Annotated in this window: 15 protein-coding genes, 2 pseudogenes and 1 CRISPR repeat array (1 of these 18 cut by a window edge); of the genes and pseudogenes, 8 read left to right on the forward strand and 9 right to left on the reverse strand. The window is 46.4% G+C overall.

Annotated features, from left to right (window positions below; genetic code table 11):
- Nucleotides 1-50: 50 nt before the first annotated feature.
- Nucleotides 51-1,415: an SPOR domain-containing protein gene (locus tag K7I13_RS01845; protein WP_255947522.1), complete on the reverse strand. Its 1,365-nt coding sequence runs from the start codon at nt 1,413-1,415 to the stop codon at nt 51-53.
- Nucleotides 1,416-1,431: 16 nt separating this feature from the next.
- Nucleotides 1,432-1,938 (reverse strand): hypothetical protein, encoded by a 507-nt coding sequence (locus tag K7I13_RS01850; RefSeq protein WP_255947523.1) that lies wholly within the window; start codon nt 1,936-1,938, stop codon nt 1,432-1,434.
- A 150-nt stretch (nt 1,939-2,088) separates the two neighbouring features.
- Between K7I13_RS01850 and loaP the strand changes: the two genes are divergently transcribed.
- The 6 genes and pseudogenes from loaP (at nt 2,089) to K7I13_RS01880 (ending at nt 8,670) form a co-directional block, all read left to right on the forward strand.
- Nucleotides 2,089-2,568: an antiterminator LoaP gene (gene loaP, locus K7I13_RS01855; RefSeq protein WP_439647457.1), complete on the forward strand. Its 480-nt coding sequence runs from the start codon at nt 2,089-2,091 to the stop codon at nt 2,566-2,568.
- A pseudogene (locus K7I13_RS01860) lies at nt 2,569-4,082 on the forward strand (polysaccharide biosynthesis protein).
- On the forward strand, nt 4,075-5,298 hold the full coding sequence (locus K7I13_RS01865; RefSeq protein WP_255947525.1) for a DegT/DnrJ/EryC1/StrS family aminotransferase: 1,224 nt from the start codon (nt 4,075-4,077) through the stop codon (nt 5,296-5,298). Before K7I13_RS01860 ends, K7I13_RS01865 begins: the two are co-directional and overlap by 8 nt.
- Before the next feature lie 216 nt (nt 5,299-5,514).
- The gene (locus K7I13_RS01870) at nt 5,515-7,365 is read left to right on the forward strand and encodes a xanthine dehydrogenase family protein molybdopterin-binding subunit (protein ID WP_255947527.1); all 1,851 of its coding nucleotides are present in this window, start codon (nt 5,515-5,517) and stop codon (nt 7,363-7,365) included.
- The gene (locus K7I13_RS01875; RefSeq protein ID WP_255947529.1) at nt 7,362-7,841 is read left to right on the forward strand and encodes a (2Fe-2S)-binding protein; all 480 of its coding nucleotides are present in this window, start codon (nt 7,362-7,364) and stop codon (nt 7,839-7,841) included. Before K7I13_RS01870 ends, K7I13_RS01875 begins: the two co-directional genes overlap by 4 nt.
- Complete coding sequence (locus K7I13_RS01880; RefSeq protein WP_255947530.1) at nt 7,831-8,670, forward strand: FAD binding domain-containing protein; 840 nt, start codon at nt 7,831-7,833, stop codon at nt 8,668-8,670. The genes K7I13_RS01875 and K7I13_RS01880 overlap by 11 nt, the downstream gene beginning before the upstream one ends.
- A gap of 8 nt (nt 8,671-8,678) precedes the next feature.
- Here the strand turns inward: K7I13_RS01880 and queA are convergent.
- From queA to K7I13_RS01910, 6 genes and pseudogenes are all read right to left on the reverse strand, one after another.
- Nucleotides 8,679-9,739: pseudogene (queA, locus tag K7I13_RS01885) on the reverse strand (tRNA preQ1(34) S-adenosylmethionine ribosyltransferase-isomerase QueA).
- Nucleotides 9,714-10,760, reverse strand: coding sequence for a Holliday junction branch migration DNA helicase RuvB (gene ruvB / locus K7I13_RS01890; protein ID WP_255947531.1), 1,047 nt, complete (start codon nt 10,758-10,760; stop codon nt 9,714-9,716). The pseudogene queA and the gene ruvB overlap by 26 nt, the downstream one beginning before the upstream one ends.
- Before the next feature lie 19 nt (nt 10,761-10,779).
- The gene (ruvA, locus tag K7I13_RS01895; protein ID WP_255947532.1) at nt 10,780-11,412 is read right to left on the reverse strand and encodes a Holliday junction branch migration protein RuvA; all 633 of its coding nucleotides are present in this window, start codon (nt 11,410-11,412) and stop codon (nt 10,780-10,782) included.
- Nucleotides 11,413-11,573: 161 nt separating this feature from the next.
- Nucleotides 11,574-12,074: a crossover junction endodeoxyribonuclease RuvC gene (ruvC, locus tag K7I13_RS01900; protein ID WP_255947533.1), complete on the reverse strand. Its 501-nt coding sequence runs from the start codon at nt 12,072-12,074 to the stop codon at nt 11,574-11,576.
- Nucleotides 12,075-12,137: 63 nt separating this feature from the next.
- Nucleotides 12,138-12,878 carry a YebC/PmpR family DNA-binding transcriptional regulator gene (locus tag K7I13_RS01905; RefSeq protein ID WP_255947534.1) on the reverse strand — a complete coding sequence of 247 codons (741 nt, stop codon included), beginning with the start codon at nt 12,876-12,878 and terminating at the stop codon, nt 12,138-12,140.
- A gap of 158 nt (nt 12,879-13,036) precedes the next feature.
- Nucleotides 13,037-13,279, reverse strand: a complete 243-nt coding sequence (locus tag K7I13_RS01910) for a hypothetical protein (protein ID WP_255947535.1) — start codon at nt 13,277-13,279, stop codon at nt 13,037-13,039.
- Between the two features lie 229 nt (nt 13,280-13,508).
- On the opposite strand from K7I13_RS01910, the gene gad reads away from it, so the two are divergent.
- On the forward strand, nt 13,509-14,897 hold the full coding sequence (gene gad, locus K7I13_RS01915) for a glutamate decarboxylase (RefSeq protein ID WP_255947536.1): 1,389 nt from the start codon (nt 13,509-13,511) through the stop codon (nt 14,895-14,897).
- Nucleotides 14,898-14,908: 11 nt separating this feature from the next.
- The gene (locus tag K7I13_RS01920; RefSeq protein ID WP_255947538.1) at nt 14,909-16,375 is read left to right on the forward strand and encodes an amino acid permease; all 1,467 of its coding nucleotides are present in this window, start codon (nt 14,909-14,911) and stop codon (nt 16,373-16,375) included.
- A 166-nt stretch (nt 16,376-16,541) separates the two neighbouring features.
- Here K7I13_RS01920 and K7I13_RS01925 read toward each other — a convergent pair whose 3' ends face one another.
- On the reverse strand, nt 16,542-17,939 hold the full coding sequence (locus K7I13_RS01925; RefSeq protein WP_255947540.1) for a hypothetical protein: 1,398 nt from the start codon (nt 17,937-17,939) through the stop codon (nt 16,542-16,544).
- 221 nt (nt 17,940-18,160) lie between these two features.
- Nucleotides 18,161-18,229: direct repeats of the CRISPR family, unit length 32 nt (it continues 888 nt past the right edge of the window).

Consider the following 18,229-nt stretch of genomic DNA (forward strand, 5'->3'; position numbering starts at 1 on the left):
GGCATACGCTCTACCAGTGTAATCAGCTCATTAACATATTCCATACAGAATTACTGTCCTTTTCTTACAAAGGCATCCTTGAACCCGTCTTTTTTAAAGTGTTCCAGTACAGCCCCATATTCAGTTTTGTCGAGCGGACCAACCAGGACCTTCATTACATCAGCATTATTCTGGACCGCAAGCGGATATTTTTTTCCGTATGTATCAATTACTTTCAGAGTATTGCGGACATCGGAATAACTCGCCAGCTGTATATAATACCTGTTTTTTACGAGATCGGATATAGTCAGACCCGAAATATCGGAAGTATAAATTTCTTCTATATGAATGGCTTTGAGTCCCGTACTATTTTCGGCTTGAGGCCTGCCCGGAATTTCGTCTACCTGTTTTATGGGCTGCTGGGCAAGTTCCGTGGTCTTTTGCGGAGGAATTATTTCCGGCACAGTGGGAATGGGGTCCTCAACTGTCTGCTCCCCTGAGGGTTTATCTCCAAGCGCTATTTCCTGAACTACCGGGATTGTTTCATCCTTTTCCTGATCGGGTACTGCTTCCGGCGGTTTTGGTCCAACAGGGACCAGAGTAATTTCCGTTGTTTCAGGGTCGGGAATTTCATCGGAAGCGCTCACATGCACAGTTTCTTCTTCCGGTTCAGGTTCCGTTTCCACAATAGCGACCAAAGGTTCATCATAATAAATATTGAGAGCATCACTTCCCGGTTCGGGCACTTCCTCTGAAGCAGTAAGAGAAACGGCTGGTGATTCATCAGGGTTGGCTTCTGCGATAGCCTCTCCCGGCACATCGGTATTTTCAGTGTCCGGTATTTCAGCAACCTGGGTATCCGGTTCGGGTTCGGTTATTACATATGTCTCTTCGCCGATAATGGGATCAGCCTCAATAACCACTGTTTCAGTGCCGGATTCATCGGGATTGTCAGTATAGGCAACCAGCGGGTCAGTCTCAGGTTCAGCAACGGTTTCCAGCGGAATTACGGGATTTGTATTTGCGGCTACCGCGGGATTAACATCAGGATCCTGATTTTGTGTATTTGTGGTATTGGCGTATGTTCCGTCCGCGGGGCGTTCCGCAACAACCGATGGCACGGAAATACGCACCCTGCTTACTGATCCCGAGCGGATATTCAGCGCGGCCGCCGTTTCCGGCGATAACAGAGCTACCAGACCGGGAACATCGGAAGTACCGGTAATAACGGCGCGGACAGTAATATTGGTTTCAAGATTCTGTATTTCCACAATCGTATTTCTGGGAAACATATTGCTCAGGGCATACATTCCGCCTTTTGGAAAATTATAGTCGGCGGCAATTCCCGCATTTCCTTCCCAAACTGCCCACACGGAGAGAGCAGGAATACACAGCAATAAACATCCGATAAGGAAAACACCTATTTTATGCTTCATTTATTTCCCCCTGATCCTACTTACAATATTTGAGCAAATCCACGGTTATCTGTTTTGCCAAAGTTTTCGCGTTTTTGTACGGGTCAAAATTATTTTTCTGACCAGCCTGTATTTCAAGTTTTTTTTCCGTTATAATTTCCGCATTCCGGACACGGACCAGTCTCCAGTTAACTGATTTCAGCTCAGCATAGGTGCTTTTTTTATCCGAAGATTCTATTTTATTGACACCATACTGCAGAAAAACAACAACCAGATAGTCAGAATACCCCAGAGCGGCATCTTTCAGGCCGTAATTTTTTTCCGGAAAACGGTTTCCGTTAGATTTTATCGGTTCATTTGAAACTATATGACCGGCGTCAAAAAACTGCATCATTATTTCATTTTCGACTGTTCTGCTTATTTCGAGAGCAACTTCAGGCGCCTGTTCATTCTGTACCACTGATATGGTAACAGTTGCGGCCGAAATTCCGCCCAGACACAGAGTCAGCAGAATGATGACAAAAAATAGCCTGTTTTTATGCATATTTACTCCACCTCTTCATACAATATCGGAAAAAATTAATGCGGTATGAGAATTTTCGTCGGAAATAAAGTATTTTCTTTTTTTATTTCCTGTGGTATTGTTCATACTATGAGTTATTATGCCCTACAGGTTAAAACACGCGGCGAAGAAATGTTTATCAAACGGGCATTATTATCTGTATTAACAAATGACTTTGATCCCGTCACTATTGTTTTTCTGAAGAAAAAACTGCCAATCCGGAAAACAGGGAAAATGATCGATCAGATTTCTCCCATTTTTCCGGGATATGTATTTCTAGAAACAGGGGATTTTCCCGAACCATTATACTGGGCAATCCGCACTACTCCCGGCTTTTACCGTTATCTTCCTGAAAATAAAAATCCGCTGCCGCTTTCGGGAAAAGACCTGTCTACAATAAAGCATTTTCTTTCTTTTGGAGAAGTTGCGGACATTTCAAAAGTGCAGTTCGATGAAAATAACCGTATTATTGTTGTTGAAGGACCTCTCAAGGGGCTTGAGGGGAGTATTATAAAAGTCGACAGGAGAAAATGCCGGGCAAAGGTAAAACTGGATATGTATAATGATTCCTTTCCTGTTGATCTCGCCTTTGAAATTCTGGGAAAAAAGTAAATGCCGGAAAACAATGCTGCAACAAGTATCTATATCATCGGGGCCGGGATTGCCGGGACAATGCTTGCCCATGAAATCCGGGAAAAGGATATCTTCGGGACTGTTATAGCCTTTCTCGATGACGATGTGAACAAGATAGGAAAGACTATAGATGGTATACCTGTCATCGGACCCATACAGCAAACCGCGAGCTTAATCAGAATAGGGCCCAAGGACGAGGCCCTTATTGCTATTCCAAGCGCGGGGCCCGAATTACTCAGCGGCATTTATTCCGTCCTGAAAAAGGCCGGATTCGCGAAAATCAGGCTTTTGCCGAATATCGCACAGATTCTTGAGGGAAATGCCCATCTTGTTCAAACCAGGGAAATCGACCCGCAGGATTTACTGGGAAGGGCGCCTGTTGCGATAAGCCTGAAGGAAAGTCTCGCCTACCTCAGGGAAAGAGAGTCCTGATTACCGGGGCGGGAGGTTCAATAGGAAGCGAGCTTGCCCGGCAGCTTCTTTCGGGCGGGGCTGAACGCATTTTTCTGTTCGGGCACGGTGAGAATTCCATATACCAGATTGATCATGAGCTGCATCTTCTTCAGGAAGGCGGTGTAGGAGAAAAAGCAACTATTGTACCTGTGATCGGAGAATTGAAAGACCGGGAATATATGCGGTATATCATTAAAAAACTGCGGTGCGACGCCGTATTCCATGCCGCGGCCTATAAGCATGTTCCGCTTATGGAAGAAAACCCTGTTGCGGCAATTGAAAACAATGTATTCGGTACAAAGAACCTTCTGGAAGCCTGCCTTGCCGCCGGAGTTAAAAGATTTGTTCTCATTTCAACCGATAAGGCGGTAAATCCCGTTTCGGTATACGGGGCCTCAAAATTCATCTGCGAAAAAATGGTTATGGAGTGCGCAAAAAAAGCCGCCGGAAACCTGGACAAATCATCTGAACAGGATGACGCGCAGGCGTACATGGTTGTACGTTTTGGAAATGTGCTGGCTTCCCGGGGATCAATACTTCCCCTCTTTATTGACCAGATTCATAAAGGCGGTCCGGTAACGGTTACCGATCCGGCAATGACGCGGTATTTTATGACCATACCCGAGGCCTGTTCGCTGGTACTTAAAACAGGCGGTGTCGGAATTAACGGAGAAGCGTACCTCCTCGACATGGGGGAACCGCTGAAAATTCTTGATGTAGCCGAGCAGCTGATCCGCTTTATGGGGTACCGGCCGGAAGAGGATATACAGATTTCTTTTATAGGCAAACGTCCCGGGGAACGCTGTGATGAGATTCTCTGGTCTGAAGAAGAAAAGCCCGAAAAAACCGAATACCCCAAGATATTGCGGCTGGTTAACGGTAATCCGGCGGCGGATATAAAGCTGTCCCTTCTATTGGAAAAACTAGCGCCGGTTTGTTTTTATGAACAGGGAAGAAAAGAAGAATACCGTAACAGGGACAGTCTCATCGCTGTTCTATGCGAAGCTATTCCTTCTCTGGGAGAAATATATAATGAATGAAAAACCGCCGGCAGAGAAGAATATCCCTTTTTTTAAGCCTTCTTTTTCAGAAAAAGAAGAAGAAGCCGTAATACGGGTAATCCGGTCGGGCTGGCTGACAACCGGAAAAGAAACGCTCGATTTTGAACGGGAATTTTCCGGATACACGGGAAGCCCCTTTTCCCTGGCCGTTAACAGCGCCTCGTCAGGACTTCTTCTGGCCATGGAGGCTTTCGGAGTCGGATCCGGAAAAAAAATCCTGACGACGCCTTACACCTTTGTATCAACCGCGACAAGCGCCCGCCACCTTAATGCAGAAATAGTGTATGCGGACATTGAACCGGATTCATATAATATTGATCCGGAAAAAATAGAAACCGTTCTCAGGAAGGATTCTTCAATTGCGGCAATTGTGCCGGTACATATCGCGGGCGAAGTATGCAATATGAGAGCGATCAATGAAATAGCGAGCAGATTCAATGTGCCGGTTATTGAAGATTCCGCCCATGCATTTCCCGCCCGGACTCCTGACGGTTTAGCGGGTACCCTTGGCGACGCCGGTGTTTTTTCGTTTTACGCTACAAAAACAATAACTACAGGTGAAGGCGGGATGGTTTGCGTAAGGGACAGTGAAAAGGCGGATCGGATAAAAATAATGCGCTCAAACGGCATAAACAGAATCGTGTGGGACAGATATACGAATCCCGACGCTTCATGGAAATATGATGTTGTGGATGAAGGCTGGAAATGCAATCTTCCCGATATTCTTGCCGCGATCGGAAGAGTCCAGCTCACAAAGGCCGACACTTTTTTTAAGGAAAGAAAAGCTCTTGCGGAAATGTTCAATACCGCGTTCAGCCGGTGCGAATTCTTTCAGCTGCCTCCTGACAGTCCTGGAAACGCCTGGCATTTGTATCTGCTGCGGATTGTTCCGGAAAAGCTGACTATTGACCGGGATGATTTTATGCAGATTCTCAGGGAAAAAGGCCTTGGGGTTTCCATGCACTTTATTCCGCACTTTGAAATGAGTTACTTTAAAGACAGATACGGTCTCAGTAAAAAAGATTTTCCTGAGGCCGATAAAAAATATAGAACAACGATTTCCCTTCCCTTTTGGCCCGGTATGCCTGAACAAACAGCACGCCGCATTATTGACACGGTTATAGAAACAGGGAACAGTATTACAGGCGGTGCGTATGACCGGAATAAAAAAAACAAAAAACAGATTTTGCAGTGATATAGATCTGGCTGGCCAGTATTACGGTTTGCTTGTCAGGGCAGAGATTGAACATGGCATTCTCATACAGATTCAGACACCGGTCCTCCCTGCAGGTTATTTTTTTACACAGCTTCGGATATTCCGGGGGAAAAGGTTTTAACGGTAATTGATTCATCGGTACCAATTTTTGCTTCGCATGAAATCAGTTATTTCGGGGAGCCGGTCGGAATACTTGTGGGACCTGATCCCGAGATAATCAGGAAAATCGCACAGGACATTAAAATTGAAACTGAAGAAAACCGGCCTTTCTTATTTGATGATGATTTTTCTGAACAGCAGATAATAGGCAAGAGAATTATCTCTTCAGGCAATCCTGATCCGGTCTATGCGAGGGCAAAAACAAAATTTGAAACAGTAACATCCATAGGTCCGCAGGATCACTTTTATGCGGAACCCCTTTGCACAACGGTAAATTATTCCAAGGAAAAGATTGAAATATATACGGCTACCCAATGGCCTTTCCATGTCAGGGAAACAGTTGCCGCCGTACTCGGCCTCGATAACGAAAAAGTAAGGGTCATACCAACAGTGACAGGCGAAGTCCTTGATGGAAAAATATGGACACCGTCAATCCTGTCGGCGCAGGCGGCGCTCGCGTCGTACCTGTGCAAAAAACCGGTAAAAATATCTTTTTCCCGGTCAGAAGATTTTTACTACACGACCAAATCAGCTCCGATAAAAATTACCCACAAAACAGCAATAAACAGCAAGGGAAAGATAGAATCAATAATAATAAAGATTCTGGTTAATTCAGGGGCCTATAGTCCGCTCATACACGAGATCATTGACCGGATGGCTGTTTCCGCTACAGGTTTTTATACAGCGAAAAACCGGAAAATCGAAGTCTATGCGGTAAAAACCAGTATGCCTCCAATGGATGCCCTTGCGGGCTTCGAAGAATCATCCGTATTGTTCGCATTGGAAAATCATCTTAATGAGATTATCAAAAAATCAGGCTTTTCTCCGGTTGAATGGAAACTTGCAAATTTAGTATCAAGGGGCGAAAAGCTGTTTTACGGTGCGATTATGGAAACCGATTACCACTTTAAGGACCTGTTTGATTCGGTTTGCAGGGCCAGCGATTTTCACCGCAAATACGCGGCCTATTCGAGCCTCAACAAAACCAGAAACGGATACGGAGACGGCCCGTTCAGGGGAATCGGAATTGCCTGCGGATTCCAGGGAAACGGATTTATAAGTAAAACCCTGAATAATTCAAAATATGAAGTTGAAATGACTATGGACACAGACGGAAATGTATATATCAAATCAGGTTTTTATTCAAAATCAATGAAAAATATACTGGGAGCTATTGTTGCTACTTCTTTCGGAATCGGAAAAGAACTTATTTATTTTGCGGGAACTGATACTGACGACATGAGTATAAGCGGTCCCGAAACCCTTTCCAGTAAGATTGCCATCCTTGCTCCGCTCATCATCAGATGCTGCTCAACAATCCAGAAACTGCGTTTCAGACAGCCGCTTCCCATTACGGTAAAAAAAATATACAAGCCCGGGAAAAAAGAAATATGGGATTTTTCGCAGATGACCGGCAAACCCTTTATTTCGCTCACCCCGGCTGTTTGCGTGCTTGAAATGGAACTTGATCCAACCGCCTTTGAAGTGCATATCCGGTCAGTCTGGCTGGCCTGTGACGCCGGACAGATTTATAACAAACAGGCGGCCATTTCCACAGTGAATAAAACCATAGCGGAGGCAATTTCTAAAGTAAGTATTGAACAGATAAAAATAACGGACGGGAAATTCCATCCGGCGGACGGGAATCTGTATAATATTATTTCTCCTGTGCAGGTTCCGAAAACCCACATTATTTTTGCGGACTCCGCCTTCGTTCCGCGCGGGCTGGATTCAATCGCACACACCCTTATTCCCGCAGCTTATACAACAGCCCTTGCCCAGATTACCGATTCGTTTACGGAAACAATTCCTGTTAATGCGGAAATGATATTTGAAAAGCTGGAAAGCAAATTTTCACAGGAACCACAGGAGGAAACAGCTGTATGATTGTCCCGTTTACACTGAACGGCAGCACGGTGTTTATAGACGCAAACTCTGGAGAGCGGCTGGTTAATATTCTGAGGAAGCGCTTTAACCTGACAGGAACAAAAGAAAGCTGCGGCGCGGGACATTGCGGCTCCTGTACCGTACTGATGAATAATAAGCCGGTTCCGTCCTGCATAATTTCAGTTTTCCAGGTCCGGGACGCGGAAATCGTAACAATAGAAGAATTCAGCAAAACCGCGGATTACCAGGACATCATTCAGGGTTTTGAACAGGCCGGCGCAATAATGTGCGGTTACTGCAATGCGGGCAAAATCTTCATTGCGCAGAGAATACTTGAAAAAAATATGAAACCTGCAAGGGATGAAATAAAGGAAATGTTCGCGGGAAATTTATGCAGATGCACCAGTATTGAAAATATAATAGCGGGTGTAAAACTCGCAGGCGCGATAAGGCGGAAACGGAAAAATGTCAGATAAGGCATCCACTATTTACTACGCATCATCAATCTCTGAAGCACAGCTTATAATGAAAAATATTTCAGGTATTTCCATTGTAGCGGGAGGGACAGAGATTGCCCGGAAACAGACAGGCCCGCTTATTTCTCTTCCGCCGGATGTGCTCGCGATAGCAAAAGTCCCGGAACTGAATACGGTAAACAAGACAGAACGGTATATTGACTTCGGCTCCTGTATGACAATGAATGATCTGATCAAACTGGGACGGAAAAATGTGCCGGAAGTTTTATTCAGGGCAATACGGGGAATCGGAAATCCGGCGATAAGATCCATTGCGACAATCGGGGGAAATATTTCATCAAAAGACCGCAGGCTTTCAACTTTTGCGCCGCTTCTGGCCCTTGACGCGCGGCTTGAAATACGGACAAAGGACGAAGCCGACTGGATACCGATCGGGCGTTATTTTTCCAACGTCGAACAATTGCGGCCGGCCGAAACTGAATTGATAAGCAAGATACGTATTCCGACAGAAAACTGGGACATATCCTATTACCGGAGACTTGGAAGACCCGGTATTATTGAAGAAACGACAGCTTCCTTTGTCTGCCTTGTAAAATCCCAAAAAGACATTCTTTCCGACATACGGATAGCCTGGGCAGGGAGAAAATTTTTCAGGAACCGCGAATTTGAAAATCTCTTAATAGGAAGGGGCCTCCCGCTCAGCGAAAAGGAAATAACCAATGTACTCGAAAAAGCCGAACCTTTTTTCAGCCCTTCCTTCTTTGCAAGTCCATACGAAAAAAAATGCCTGTTCAATCTTCTTGAAGTCGCGCTCCGGATGCTGACCTGATTTCCGGATCATCCGATCAGCATTGAATCGCCGTATGAAAAAAACGGTATCCTTCGCGGATTGCATGTTCATAGGCGTCCATTACCAGACTCTTTCCGGCAAAGGCAGACACCAGCATAAGCAGCGTTGATTCGGGAGTATGGAAGTTGGTAAAAATCCGGTCAACGGCCCTGAAAGAATATCCCGGATAAATGAATATATTGGTGGCATATTCCCCGGAACGTAGAATATTCTCTTCATTATTCCAGGCTGACTCAAGGGTCCGCACGCTTGTTGTCCCGACCGCCAGTACCGGACGTTTTTCCCGTTTTGCCGCCGTAACTTTTGCCGCAGTATCCTGTGTTATTGTATAAGTTTCAGTATGCATCACATGGTCTTCAATATGTTCAGCGCGGACCGGCAAAAAAGTCCCAAGTCCCACGTGCAGGGTTACGGCTGTCCGTTCAATCCCGCGGCTGTCGAGAGCGGAGAATATTTCCTCGGAAAAGTGCAGGCCTGCCGTGGGAGCCGCGACCGAACCGATATTTTCTGCATACACAGTCTGGTAGCGGTCGGCGTCGTCAGCTTCGTCTTCACGGCGAATATAGGGAGGCAGCGGCAAGTGTCCGAATGTTTCAAGCCAGGTATCATCAACCGGACGGCTGAACTTCAGGAGGCGGAACTCAGGAGTCAAGGCTGAAGCTTCCTGCGCTGTAATAATTTCAGCTCCCGTCCCGTCATCAAAAAAATACGTCCTGCCCGGTTTTTGCCGCTTTGCGTTTTTCGCCATAACCTTCCAGACTGTTCCCGGTTCACAGCCGGCAATCAGGTACGGGGCTATCAAAAGAAATTCCGTTTTATTTCCGCTTGATTCAGCAGTCGCAAAAATACGGGCGCGTCGGACCTTTGAATCATTGAAAACCATAAGTGTTCCCGGTTCAATAAGTTCAGGCAAGTCCTGAAAGAGATGATCCGAAAAAATATGTTTTTGCCTGTCAAGAAAAAGAAGCCGGTCCTGTCCGCGCACTGAACTGGGTTTTTGCGCTATGAGTTCTTCCGGCAGATTAAAATAAAAATCCTTCGTTTGCATCGTCCGTTTCTCTGCTTTTTTTATATTGTTCCATTCCCAGATGGGCATACGCCCGTTCCGTCACAATCCTGCCGCGCGATGTCCGCTGAAGCAACCCGGACTGGATAAGGTAGGGTTCGTAGTAATCCTCAAGAGTGTCGAGCGGCTCGCCCACGGAAATAGCAAGGGTTTCCGCGCCTACAGGCCCTCCGCCGTAATTGGTGATTATTGAAGCGAGTATTTCCCTGTCATGGCGTTCAAGACCCAGGCTGTCGATTTCCAGTTTCGTTAATCCGTCATTCACGACTTCACAGGTTATAACCCCTTCGCCAAGGATCTGGGCAAAATCACGCATTCTTCGCAGCAGCCGGTTCGCAACGCGCGGAGTACCGCGTGAACAGTGGGCGAGAGCCGCGGCCGCATCAGAAGGAATACTGACTTCCAGAATCTGCGCCGACCGGCGTATAATGGTCGCGAGTTCTTCTTCCGTATAAAAATTGAAGCGGTGAACAATTCCGAACCGGCTTATAAGAGGACTGGAAACCATTCCCGCGCGCGTTGTCGCCCCGATAAGGGTAAAGGGAGGGAGCGGAATACGGACAGACCGCGCGCTGGCGCCCTGCCCGATAATCCAGTCGAGTTCATAGTCTTCCATCGCAATATACAGCATTTCCTCTATAGCAGGTTTCAGCCGGTGTATTTCATCTATGAAAAGAACACTCCTTTCCGATATTGATGTAAGGATACCGGCAAGGTCTTTCGGCTTTTCCAGAGCGGGAGCGCTCGTTACCTTGAATTCCACTCCGAGTTCATTGGCTGTGATCTGGGCCAGGGTCGTTTTTCCGAGGCCGGGAGGGCCGATAAGAAAAACATGGTCCAGACTTTCCTGCCGGGAACATGCGGCCCTGACAAAAACCGATAAATTTGATTTTATCTGCTCCTGACCGTGAAAATCAGCGAGCAGCCGCGGACGCAGAGCCCTGTCTTTTTCATCATCAGGCATAAAAGCCGGACGGACAATCCCCTGATTACCTGTTTCCATACTTGGTCCCTACCCCGCTTCAGCTCAGGGAAACAATTGCAATTCTGAAAACTTCTTTTTCAAAACCGGCAGGATCCTTTTCAGGGTCCGGTCCGCCGGAGGAAGACTTCGCCTTTGCAATTACTTCCGTAGCGGCGTTTTCCACCGCATATACTGAGGCCTTTCTTTCATATCCCATTTCAACTAAGGCGTTGATAATATCTTCATATTTGCTTATTCCGGTTTTTATATGCAGCGCGCCCTGATTGTCGCGGACAAGATTTCCTTTCAGGGCAAGGATCATTTTCTGGGCGGTCTTTTTCCCGATGCCGGGGACCCTTTCAAGCTGGGCAAGGTCTTCCCCGTCAACGGCTTCTTCAAAGGCGTTAACCGATATGTGGGAAAGTATTTTTACCGCCTGTTTCGGGCCAATACCTTCAACCTTCATCAGATTAAGAAAAAGGTCCCGCTGGGCCGGGCTGAAAAACCCGAAAAGCCGCATCGAATCTTCTTTATGATACAGCCAGGTATAAACCCGGACCTCGGCGCCTACCGCCCCGAAGGAATCAATGGCAAGAGCAGGGACCATTATATCCCATTCTATACCGTTATTTTCGAGAAAAACCGATGCCGGAGTTTTTGCGGTAATAATACCGGAAATGCTGTTAAACATACCTCATTATCTCCTTTTTGGCGCGGAAATTCAATATGTCCGGGGACAGTCCGGCCCGGCCACAGGACACTGCCTCCGCTGTCTGAAAAGTATACCGCATAATCAATATACCATAATGCGATATATCATAGAGTGATATAGTATAATATGATAGTATACTGTTATAGTATTGAAAAATCACTGGTGTGTATTCTGGTAATCGCGGCTGCCAGCGCGTCGGCCGCGTGGTCCGGCTCCGGCGTTTCGCACAAGCCAAGCAGAAAACAGACCGCTTCCTGCACCTGTTTTTTATTTGCCCGGGTGATACCGGCGACAGCCTGTTTTATTCCGTTCGGGGTGTATTCCCCCAGTTTTATACCCCGGAGCCCCAGCGCAAGAGTAACAACGCCCCGGGCTTCGGCAACCCCCATAGCGCTGGAAACATTTTTCGCAAAGAAAAGGGTTTCCATGCCGGCTTCATCAGGTTTATATCTGTCGAGAACTTCATTAATTTCATTGAATATTTTGACTATTCTGTCCTGGCGGGCAAAAGCAGGGGTCGTTTCAATAACACCGTGGGCGATATACTGGAGATGGTTTGAGCTGGCCCGGACTATGCCGTATCCGGTTGAGGCAAGGCCGGGATCGATCCCAATTACAATCCGTTCAGTCTTATTAATCACGGATACCAGTGTACCCGAAAAAAAAGGCCTCCGCAAGCGGAGGCTTTTCATAACAAAGAATGATTATTCTTCTTCAAATCCCTCAGGGATATCAATGTTTGAGTATACATTCTGCACATCTTCATCTTCTTCGAGTTTATCAATGAGCTTGAGAACCTTGCGGGTCGTTTCAGCATCAAGAGTGCTGTAGGTATCGGGAACCATGGATACGGACGCGGAAACTGACTCAAAACCCTTTTCCTGGAGGGCTTCGAGCGCGGATTCAAAACTGGCAGGGTCGGTGTATACAGAGATTACTCCGTCTTCATTTGAAACATCATCGGCGCCGGATTCAAGGGCAACCTCCATGATCGCATCCTCATCGGCAGTTTCAGCATCATATTCAATTACGCCCTTGCGCGCAAACATATAGGCAACCGAGCCGGTAGCGCCCAGATTTCCGCCGTTTTTCGAGAAGAGATTGCGGACATTTGCAGCGGCACGGTTTTTGTTGTCGGTCAGAACCTCGACAAGGATCGCGACTCCGCCCGGACCATAGCCTTCATAGAGCAATTCCTCATAGTTCGCGGCGCCGAGTTCACCGGTACCCTTTTTTATAGCCCTTTCAATGTTATCCTTGGGCATATTTGCGGCGCGCGCTTTAAGAATCGCGGTGCGGAGCCGGGGGTTTGAAGACGGATCACCGCCTCCCATACGCGCAGCGATTGAAATTTCCTTTATGAACTTGGTAAACATCTGTCCGCGTTTCGCGTCAGCTGCTCCCTTGGCATGTTTAATTGTGGCCCATTTACTATGTCCTGACATGATGTCTCCTTTACTTCAAATACAAATTAAATATCTTCATATTGTATAAAAAAGAAAAAAGCATGTCAACAGATGGAAAAACCGCCACTTTTTCGCATTAGGCATCTTTTTCCGCATTTGACACGCTTTTCTACGATTCAAATCTGATAACAGTAAAATCAGGGACGGTTTGCCCTTATTCCGGCGTTTATAAAATCAACAAACTGCTGTTCATACCATTCCGCAGAATAGGGAAAATGATTGCGGAGTACGGGGCGCAGACGGACATCGATGACATCCTTGCAGGGTTCGCAGATTATATATTCCCGGTAATGAAAAAAGGGCATCTCGGCGGGGTTTTCCCCTCCGGGTATGGGTGAGACAATCACCTTTTTGCATATATCGCAGTGTACCGTTTTCATGTATGTCTCCTCTCGTGATAACAATATTATGTATAATAATACCTCATGGCAGGCATTTTGTCGAGTATGTTTTTATCAATGCAGGGAACTTTAGCGGAAGCGCCGCTATTACGCGGGAGGAAACAGTCCGCCATTCCGCGGATGTATGTAATTTGTTACTCGGCTGTAAAATAGTGTATATTTTAATTATCCAAAAATAAAAAAATCAAAACACTTAAGGAGACTCTCTATGGGATTGCATGAAAGAATGCAGGAATCGCCTTATGACGATCTTTTCGACAAAAAATCGGCGGAACGTCCGCTTGGCAGGTTCAAATTACCTGAAAACGAGTCCGATCCTGCTGAAATTTATCAGTTGGTCAGGGATGAACTGATGCTTGACGGAAACGCCAGGCAGAATCTGGCGACATTTTGCCAGACATGGGCTGATCCCGAAGTGCGTCATCTTATGGATGACTGTATCGATAAAAACATGATCGACAAAGATGAGTATCCGCAAACCGCTGAAGTGGAAGCACGCTGTGTGAACATTATAGCGGACCTCTGGCATGCCCATGAGTCAAAAAATGCGGTAGGGACATCGACAACCGGTTCTTCGGAAGCGGCCATGCTGGGAGGCATGGCAATGAAATGGCGCTGGCGGGAGGCGCGCAAAAAAGCGGGGAAGGATACGGACAAACCGAATATGGTCTGCGGTCCGGTCCAGGTTTGCTGGCATAAATTTGCCCGGTATTGGGATGTTGAACTCAGGGAAATTCCCATGGACAGGAGCCGGTATATCATGAATGCGGAGGAAGTGCTGAAACGCTGTGACGAAAATACTATCGGCGTCGTTGTAACTCTTGGTATAACTTTTACCGGTCAGTATGAGCCGGTAAAGGAAATAGCGGAAGCCCTCGACAGACTTCAAAAGGAAAAAGGCTGGGACATTCCCATCCATGTTGACGGAGCGTCCGGAGGTTTTCTTGCTCCGTTCTGCGCGCCGGCCCTTGAATGGGATTTCAGGGTTCCCCGGGTAAAGTCGATAAATGCTTCAGGACATAAATTCGGGCTTGCGCCGCTCGGCTGCGGCTGGGTTGTATGGAGTGAAAAAAAAGATATTCCCGAAGACCTTGTGTTCTATGTGAATTACCTCGGCGGCAATATGCCTACTTTCGCCATTAATTTTTCCCGGCCCGGCGGGCAGATTATAGCCCAGTATTATAATTTTATCCGGTTCGGCCGCGACGGTTACCGGAAAATCCAGGATGGATGCTATAATGCGGGAAAGTTTCTTGTCAGAGGCCTCGAACAATTCGGGTTTTTCGAGTTTCTGTATACTCCGGATGAAAAAAAGGGAATTCCGGCAGTCACATGGAAACTGAAGGACAATGCCAATCTGCCTTTTACTCTTTTTGATCTTTCCGATAAGCTCCGTGAACGGGGATGGCTGGTTCCCGCCTATACCCTGCCCGCCCACTGTGACAATATCGCGGTGCAGCGTGTACTTGTAAAGCATGGTGCAAGTACCGATCTTATGGAACTGCTTCTTGAGGACATGAAACGCGCGGTCAGCGCTCTGGAATCGTATCCGCCTTCTCCAAGAAAAGATGCCAGAGGCAGCTTTAATCATTCATAAGGGAGACTGTTATGGAAAAGAAAACAAAATCCTCAAAGGTTTCTACCACATCGCTCGCCTTTATGACCGCCGCCGGAATTATCAGCCTGCGCGGATTACCCATGATGGCAGCAGAAGAAATGACAATGTTTTTTTACATTGCCTTTGCGACTATTCTCTTTCTGATTCCCGCATCCCTCGTTTCCGCAGAGCTGGGAAGCGCGTACGCAGGAAAGAGTGGCGGCGTATATGATTGGGTCAGCGGAGCGTTCGGAAAGAATTTCGGTTTTTGCGCCATCTGGCTCCAGTGGATACAGAATGTGGTATGGTACCCCACTGTATTGGCATTTGCGGCCAGCGCAGTCGCATACGGAATCGGAAAGCCGGAGCTTGCCGGGAACGGAGTATATACCGGTCTGTTTATTATTGTTTTTTACTGGCTGGCGACATTTATTGCCTTCGCCGGAACAAAAATACTGTCCAAGGTAACCAGCTGGGGCTTTCTTGTGGGGACTATCCTGCCGGGAGCTGTGGTTATTATTCTTGCCCTTGTCTGGCTGATCCTGAAAAAGCCTGTGGGGTTTGAGGATATGGGAACAGCAGAGAATGCCGTTACGGTAATCAGAAACGGACACCCGTCGCTCCGCTGGTTACCTTCAGTGAGTAATATGAGCAATCTGTCTTTTCTTGCCGGGATTATTTTATTGTTTGCCGGTGTTGAGGTTCAGGCCGTCCATGCTTCTGAAATGGAAAATCCGAGAAAACAGTATCCGGCGGCAGTTTTTCTTGCGGCAGTTATAGTCTTTGCACTGTTTACATTCGGATCGCTCGCGATTTCCATTGTTGTCCGCTCTTCCCATATCCAGATTGAATCGGGATTAATGCAGGCGCTTGATGTCATGCTTAGGGCAATAAATATGAAATGGGCCATCAGTATTCTGGCCGTTTGTATAGCCTTCGGAACGCTCGGCGGCGTTATGTCCTGGATTACCGGGCCGAGTCACGGATTGCTCCAGACAGCAAAGGACGGTCTTTTACCGGAAAAGATGACCGCTACAAATAAGAATGGAGCGCCTTTTATTATTTTAATAATACAGGGACTTATTGTGACAGTACTCGCCTGTCTGTATTTTATCCTGAAGGATGTAAATGTGGCTTTCTTTCTTCTGTCAGCGCTTACCGCGGCCGTATATATAGTCATGTATTTGCTGATGTATGCCGCGGCAATCCGGTTAAGGATATCGAAGCCTGATATGGAAAGACCGTATAAGGTCCCCGGAGGGATGACAGGAATGTGGCTGGTTGCAGGAATCGGTTTTCTTGCCGCCCTGTTTGTCTTTATTGTTGCATTCTTTCCGCCTTCACAGCTGCCTATCGGGAACCCGGCGTTCTATGTATGTATTGTCGCCGCAGGAACGATAGTGTTTACGGGCTTTCCGTTTGTGCTTGAAAGGGTACGGAGAAAAAAAATATCCGGTACCGGTAATCCGGCTCAGTAAAAAAGGACTTTGAGTTTCAGGCCAGGGGGATAAGCAGCAAATTACTATTTTATTGAAGCTGTCCTCTTTCCTGAATTAACCTGCAGGAATATCGGCCCAAACTGCGGCAGGATATTCCTGCAGTGACCGGAAAATAGTTTCAAAATGCGCCTGCACCTGAAATACTTTACCAATACATTTCAAGCTTGATATACACGCCATGAATTTCATATAGCAGGTCGGCAGGATCCGTACCTTTCTGTTTATATTTTATGACCGCGCCTTTGAGATTTTCAAGCAGGTAGTTCATGGCAATTCCCTGATTGTGTGCATATCCGAGAACCAATCTGCAGGTCGGAAAAAATTTTATTCCCGCATAGATTTCATATCCGAAATTGTCACGGAAGGAAAAAGTATGGTCATATCCGTTTCCGTCCTCCGCAATGAAATCAGGATTTGTTTCCCACCGGGCATCAGCAAGGGTTCCGGCGACAAATCCCGCTCCGATAAAATATATGTTACTGAAAGTAAGTTTGCCGTCTATAGATGCCCCGAACAGGGAAATCGGATCGCGGTAAATATGATTGATATGTGTATAGGAAAATCCCAGATTCAAATCTGCGGATATGGTGTCCCCTGAATACCTTACGCCTGTTCCCAGCCCGGTCCGGAAGGTTTCCCTCATGTCGGTGGTAACATTGCCCGGATAATTTCCTACTGAATTGGCTGAAACATCGGTATTTTTTTCATAATACGCAAAACCTATTCCGAGAGGTATACGTAAATCCGGAGAGATATCTATACCGAGACCGGCAGATAAAGCCGCGTTGTGTCCCGTATTGAAACCTCCTGCGTTCAGTATATAGATACCTTCCGCGGAAAGCTTTCCGAAAGGAAGCTCAAGCTCCGCAAGATTCACGGACGCGACAATCATGGGAGCATATTCGCCGTCTATATCATCCCCATGCATTTTGCCCGGTTCTATATCATCATCATACAGTTTCTGAACCGCTTCATTCAGCCGGTAATTTGTAGCGAGCATTATTGAAAGAGTCTGTGTTTCTGACATCGGATAAACAGCCTGTAAATCTATAGTAAAATTAGTACTGGTTTCCATTTTTCCCGTAACCGATTCCATTTTGTAACCCGATACATTCTGATATCCCATCGCCGCTATATTGTATCTTCCGGCCCTGATAAAAAAATCAACAGGCAAATCAAAATTCAGGGCCCGAAAAATATTTATCTTTCCATAGATGGTATCAACAGATATCTGAAAGTCCTGTTTGTCTACATAGATAAGCTGTAACGGAAGATAGGGCGCGCCGGGTCTGCTTTTCATCGTCGCATTAAAAAAAACTTCAAAAGGCGAAAAAGGTGTAAACAGTATGCCAAAATTGGATTCCAGATAATATCCGTTTTTTCTGTCATCATAGACACCGTCAGGAGCCCCGGGGATACTCTGCTCTTTGCCGGCTATTCCCATGGTTGCTATTCCCGTAACATTGCCGGTCAGACGTATTTCAGCATTTAATGCCGCTAAAACAGAAAACAAAACACATAACAGCGTAATTTTTTTTATCATATTATTTTCCTCCTTCCTTTAAATTATAATATTTTATTATGCAACTAGCTCTGCCGGTATTTTGTAATGTTATTTTGCCGGTTTCCATAATTCCAAATAAAATATGACAACTTTTCACTTTTACATATTGAGGGACAATAAAGGCAGTGTACCAGTTTCTGCAGGCTGCGGTTACGGAAACATTCCGGTACCGGTTTTAACCGGTATAGCGCCGAAAAAAAAATCCAACCCACGCGCTCGCACGGAGCGCGACATAGTTTTTTGCGTGGAGAGGCGTCAGATGATGAGTT

The sequence above is a fragment of the Brucepastera parasyntrophica genome, from assembly GCF_022376835.1.
Taxonomy (GTDB): Bacteria; Spirochaetota; Spirochaetia; order Treponematales; family Treponemataceae; genus Brucepastera; species Brucepastera parasyntrophica.

Coding starts and splice junctions, on each gene's coding strand:
- loaP (WP_439647457.1), top strand. CDS start 2,089: ATGTTTATCAAACGGGCATTATTATCTGTATTAACAAATGACTTTGAT.
- gad (WP_255947536.1), top strand. CDS start 13,509: ATGGGATTGCATGAAAGAATGCAGGAATCGCCTTATGACGATCTTTTC.
- ruvB (WP_255947531.1), bottom strand. CDS start 10,760: ATGGAAACAGGTAATCAGGGGATTGTCCGTCCGGCTTTTATGCCTGAT.
- K7I13_RS01910 (WP_255947535.1), bottom strand. CDS start 13,279: ATGAAAACGGTACACTGCGATATATGCAAAAAGGTGATTGTCTCACCC.
- K7I13_RS01845 (WP_255947522.1), bottom strand. CDS start 1,415: ATGAAGCATAAAATAGGTGTTTTCCTTATCGGATGTTTATTGCTGTGT.
- K7I13_RS01925 (WP_255947540.1), bottom strand. CDS start 17,939: ATGATAAAAAAAATTACGCTGTTATGTGTTTTGTTTTCTGTTTTAGCG.
- ruvA (WP_255947532.1), bottom strand. CDS start 11,412: ATGTTTAACAGCATTTCCGGTATTATTACCGCAAAAACTCCGGCATCG.
- K7I13_RS01850 (WP_255947523.1), bottom strand. CDS start 1,938: ATGCATAAAAACAGGCTATTTTTTGTCATCATTCTGCTGACTCTGTGT.
- K7I13_RS01865 (WP_255947525.1), top strand. CDS start 4,075: ATGAATGAAAAACCGCCGGCAGAGAAGAATATCCCTTTTTTTAAGCCT.
- K7I13_RS01880 (WP_255947530.1), top strand. CDS start 7,831: ATGTCAGATAAGGCATCCACTATTTACTACGCATCATCAATCTCTGAA.
- K7I13_RS01920 (WP_255947538.1), top strand. CDS start 14,909: ATGGAAAAGAAAACAAAATCCTCAAAGGTTTCTACCACATCGCTCGCC.
- K7I13_RS01875 (WP_255947529.1), top strand. CDS start 7,362: ATGATTGTCCCGTTTACACTGAACGGCAGCACGGTGTTTATAGACGCA.
- K7I13_RS01905 (WP_255947534.1), bottom strand. CDS start 12,878: ATGTCAGGACATAGTAAATGGGCCACAATTAAACATGCCAAGGGAGCA.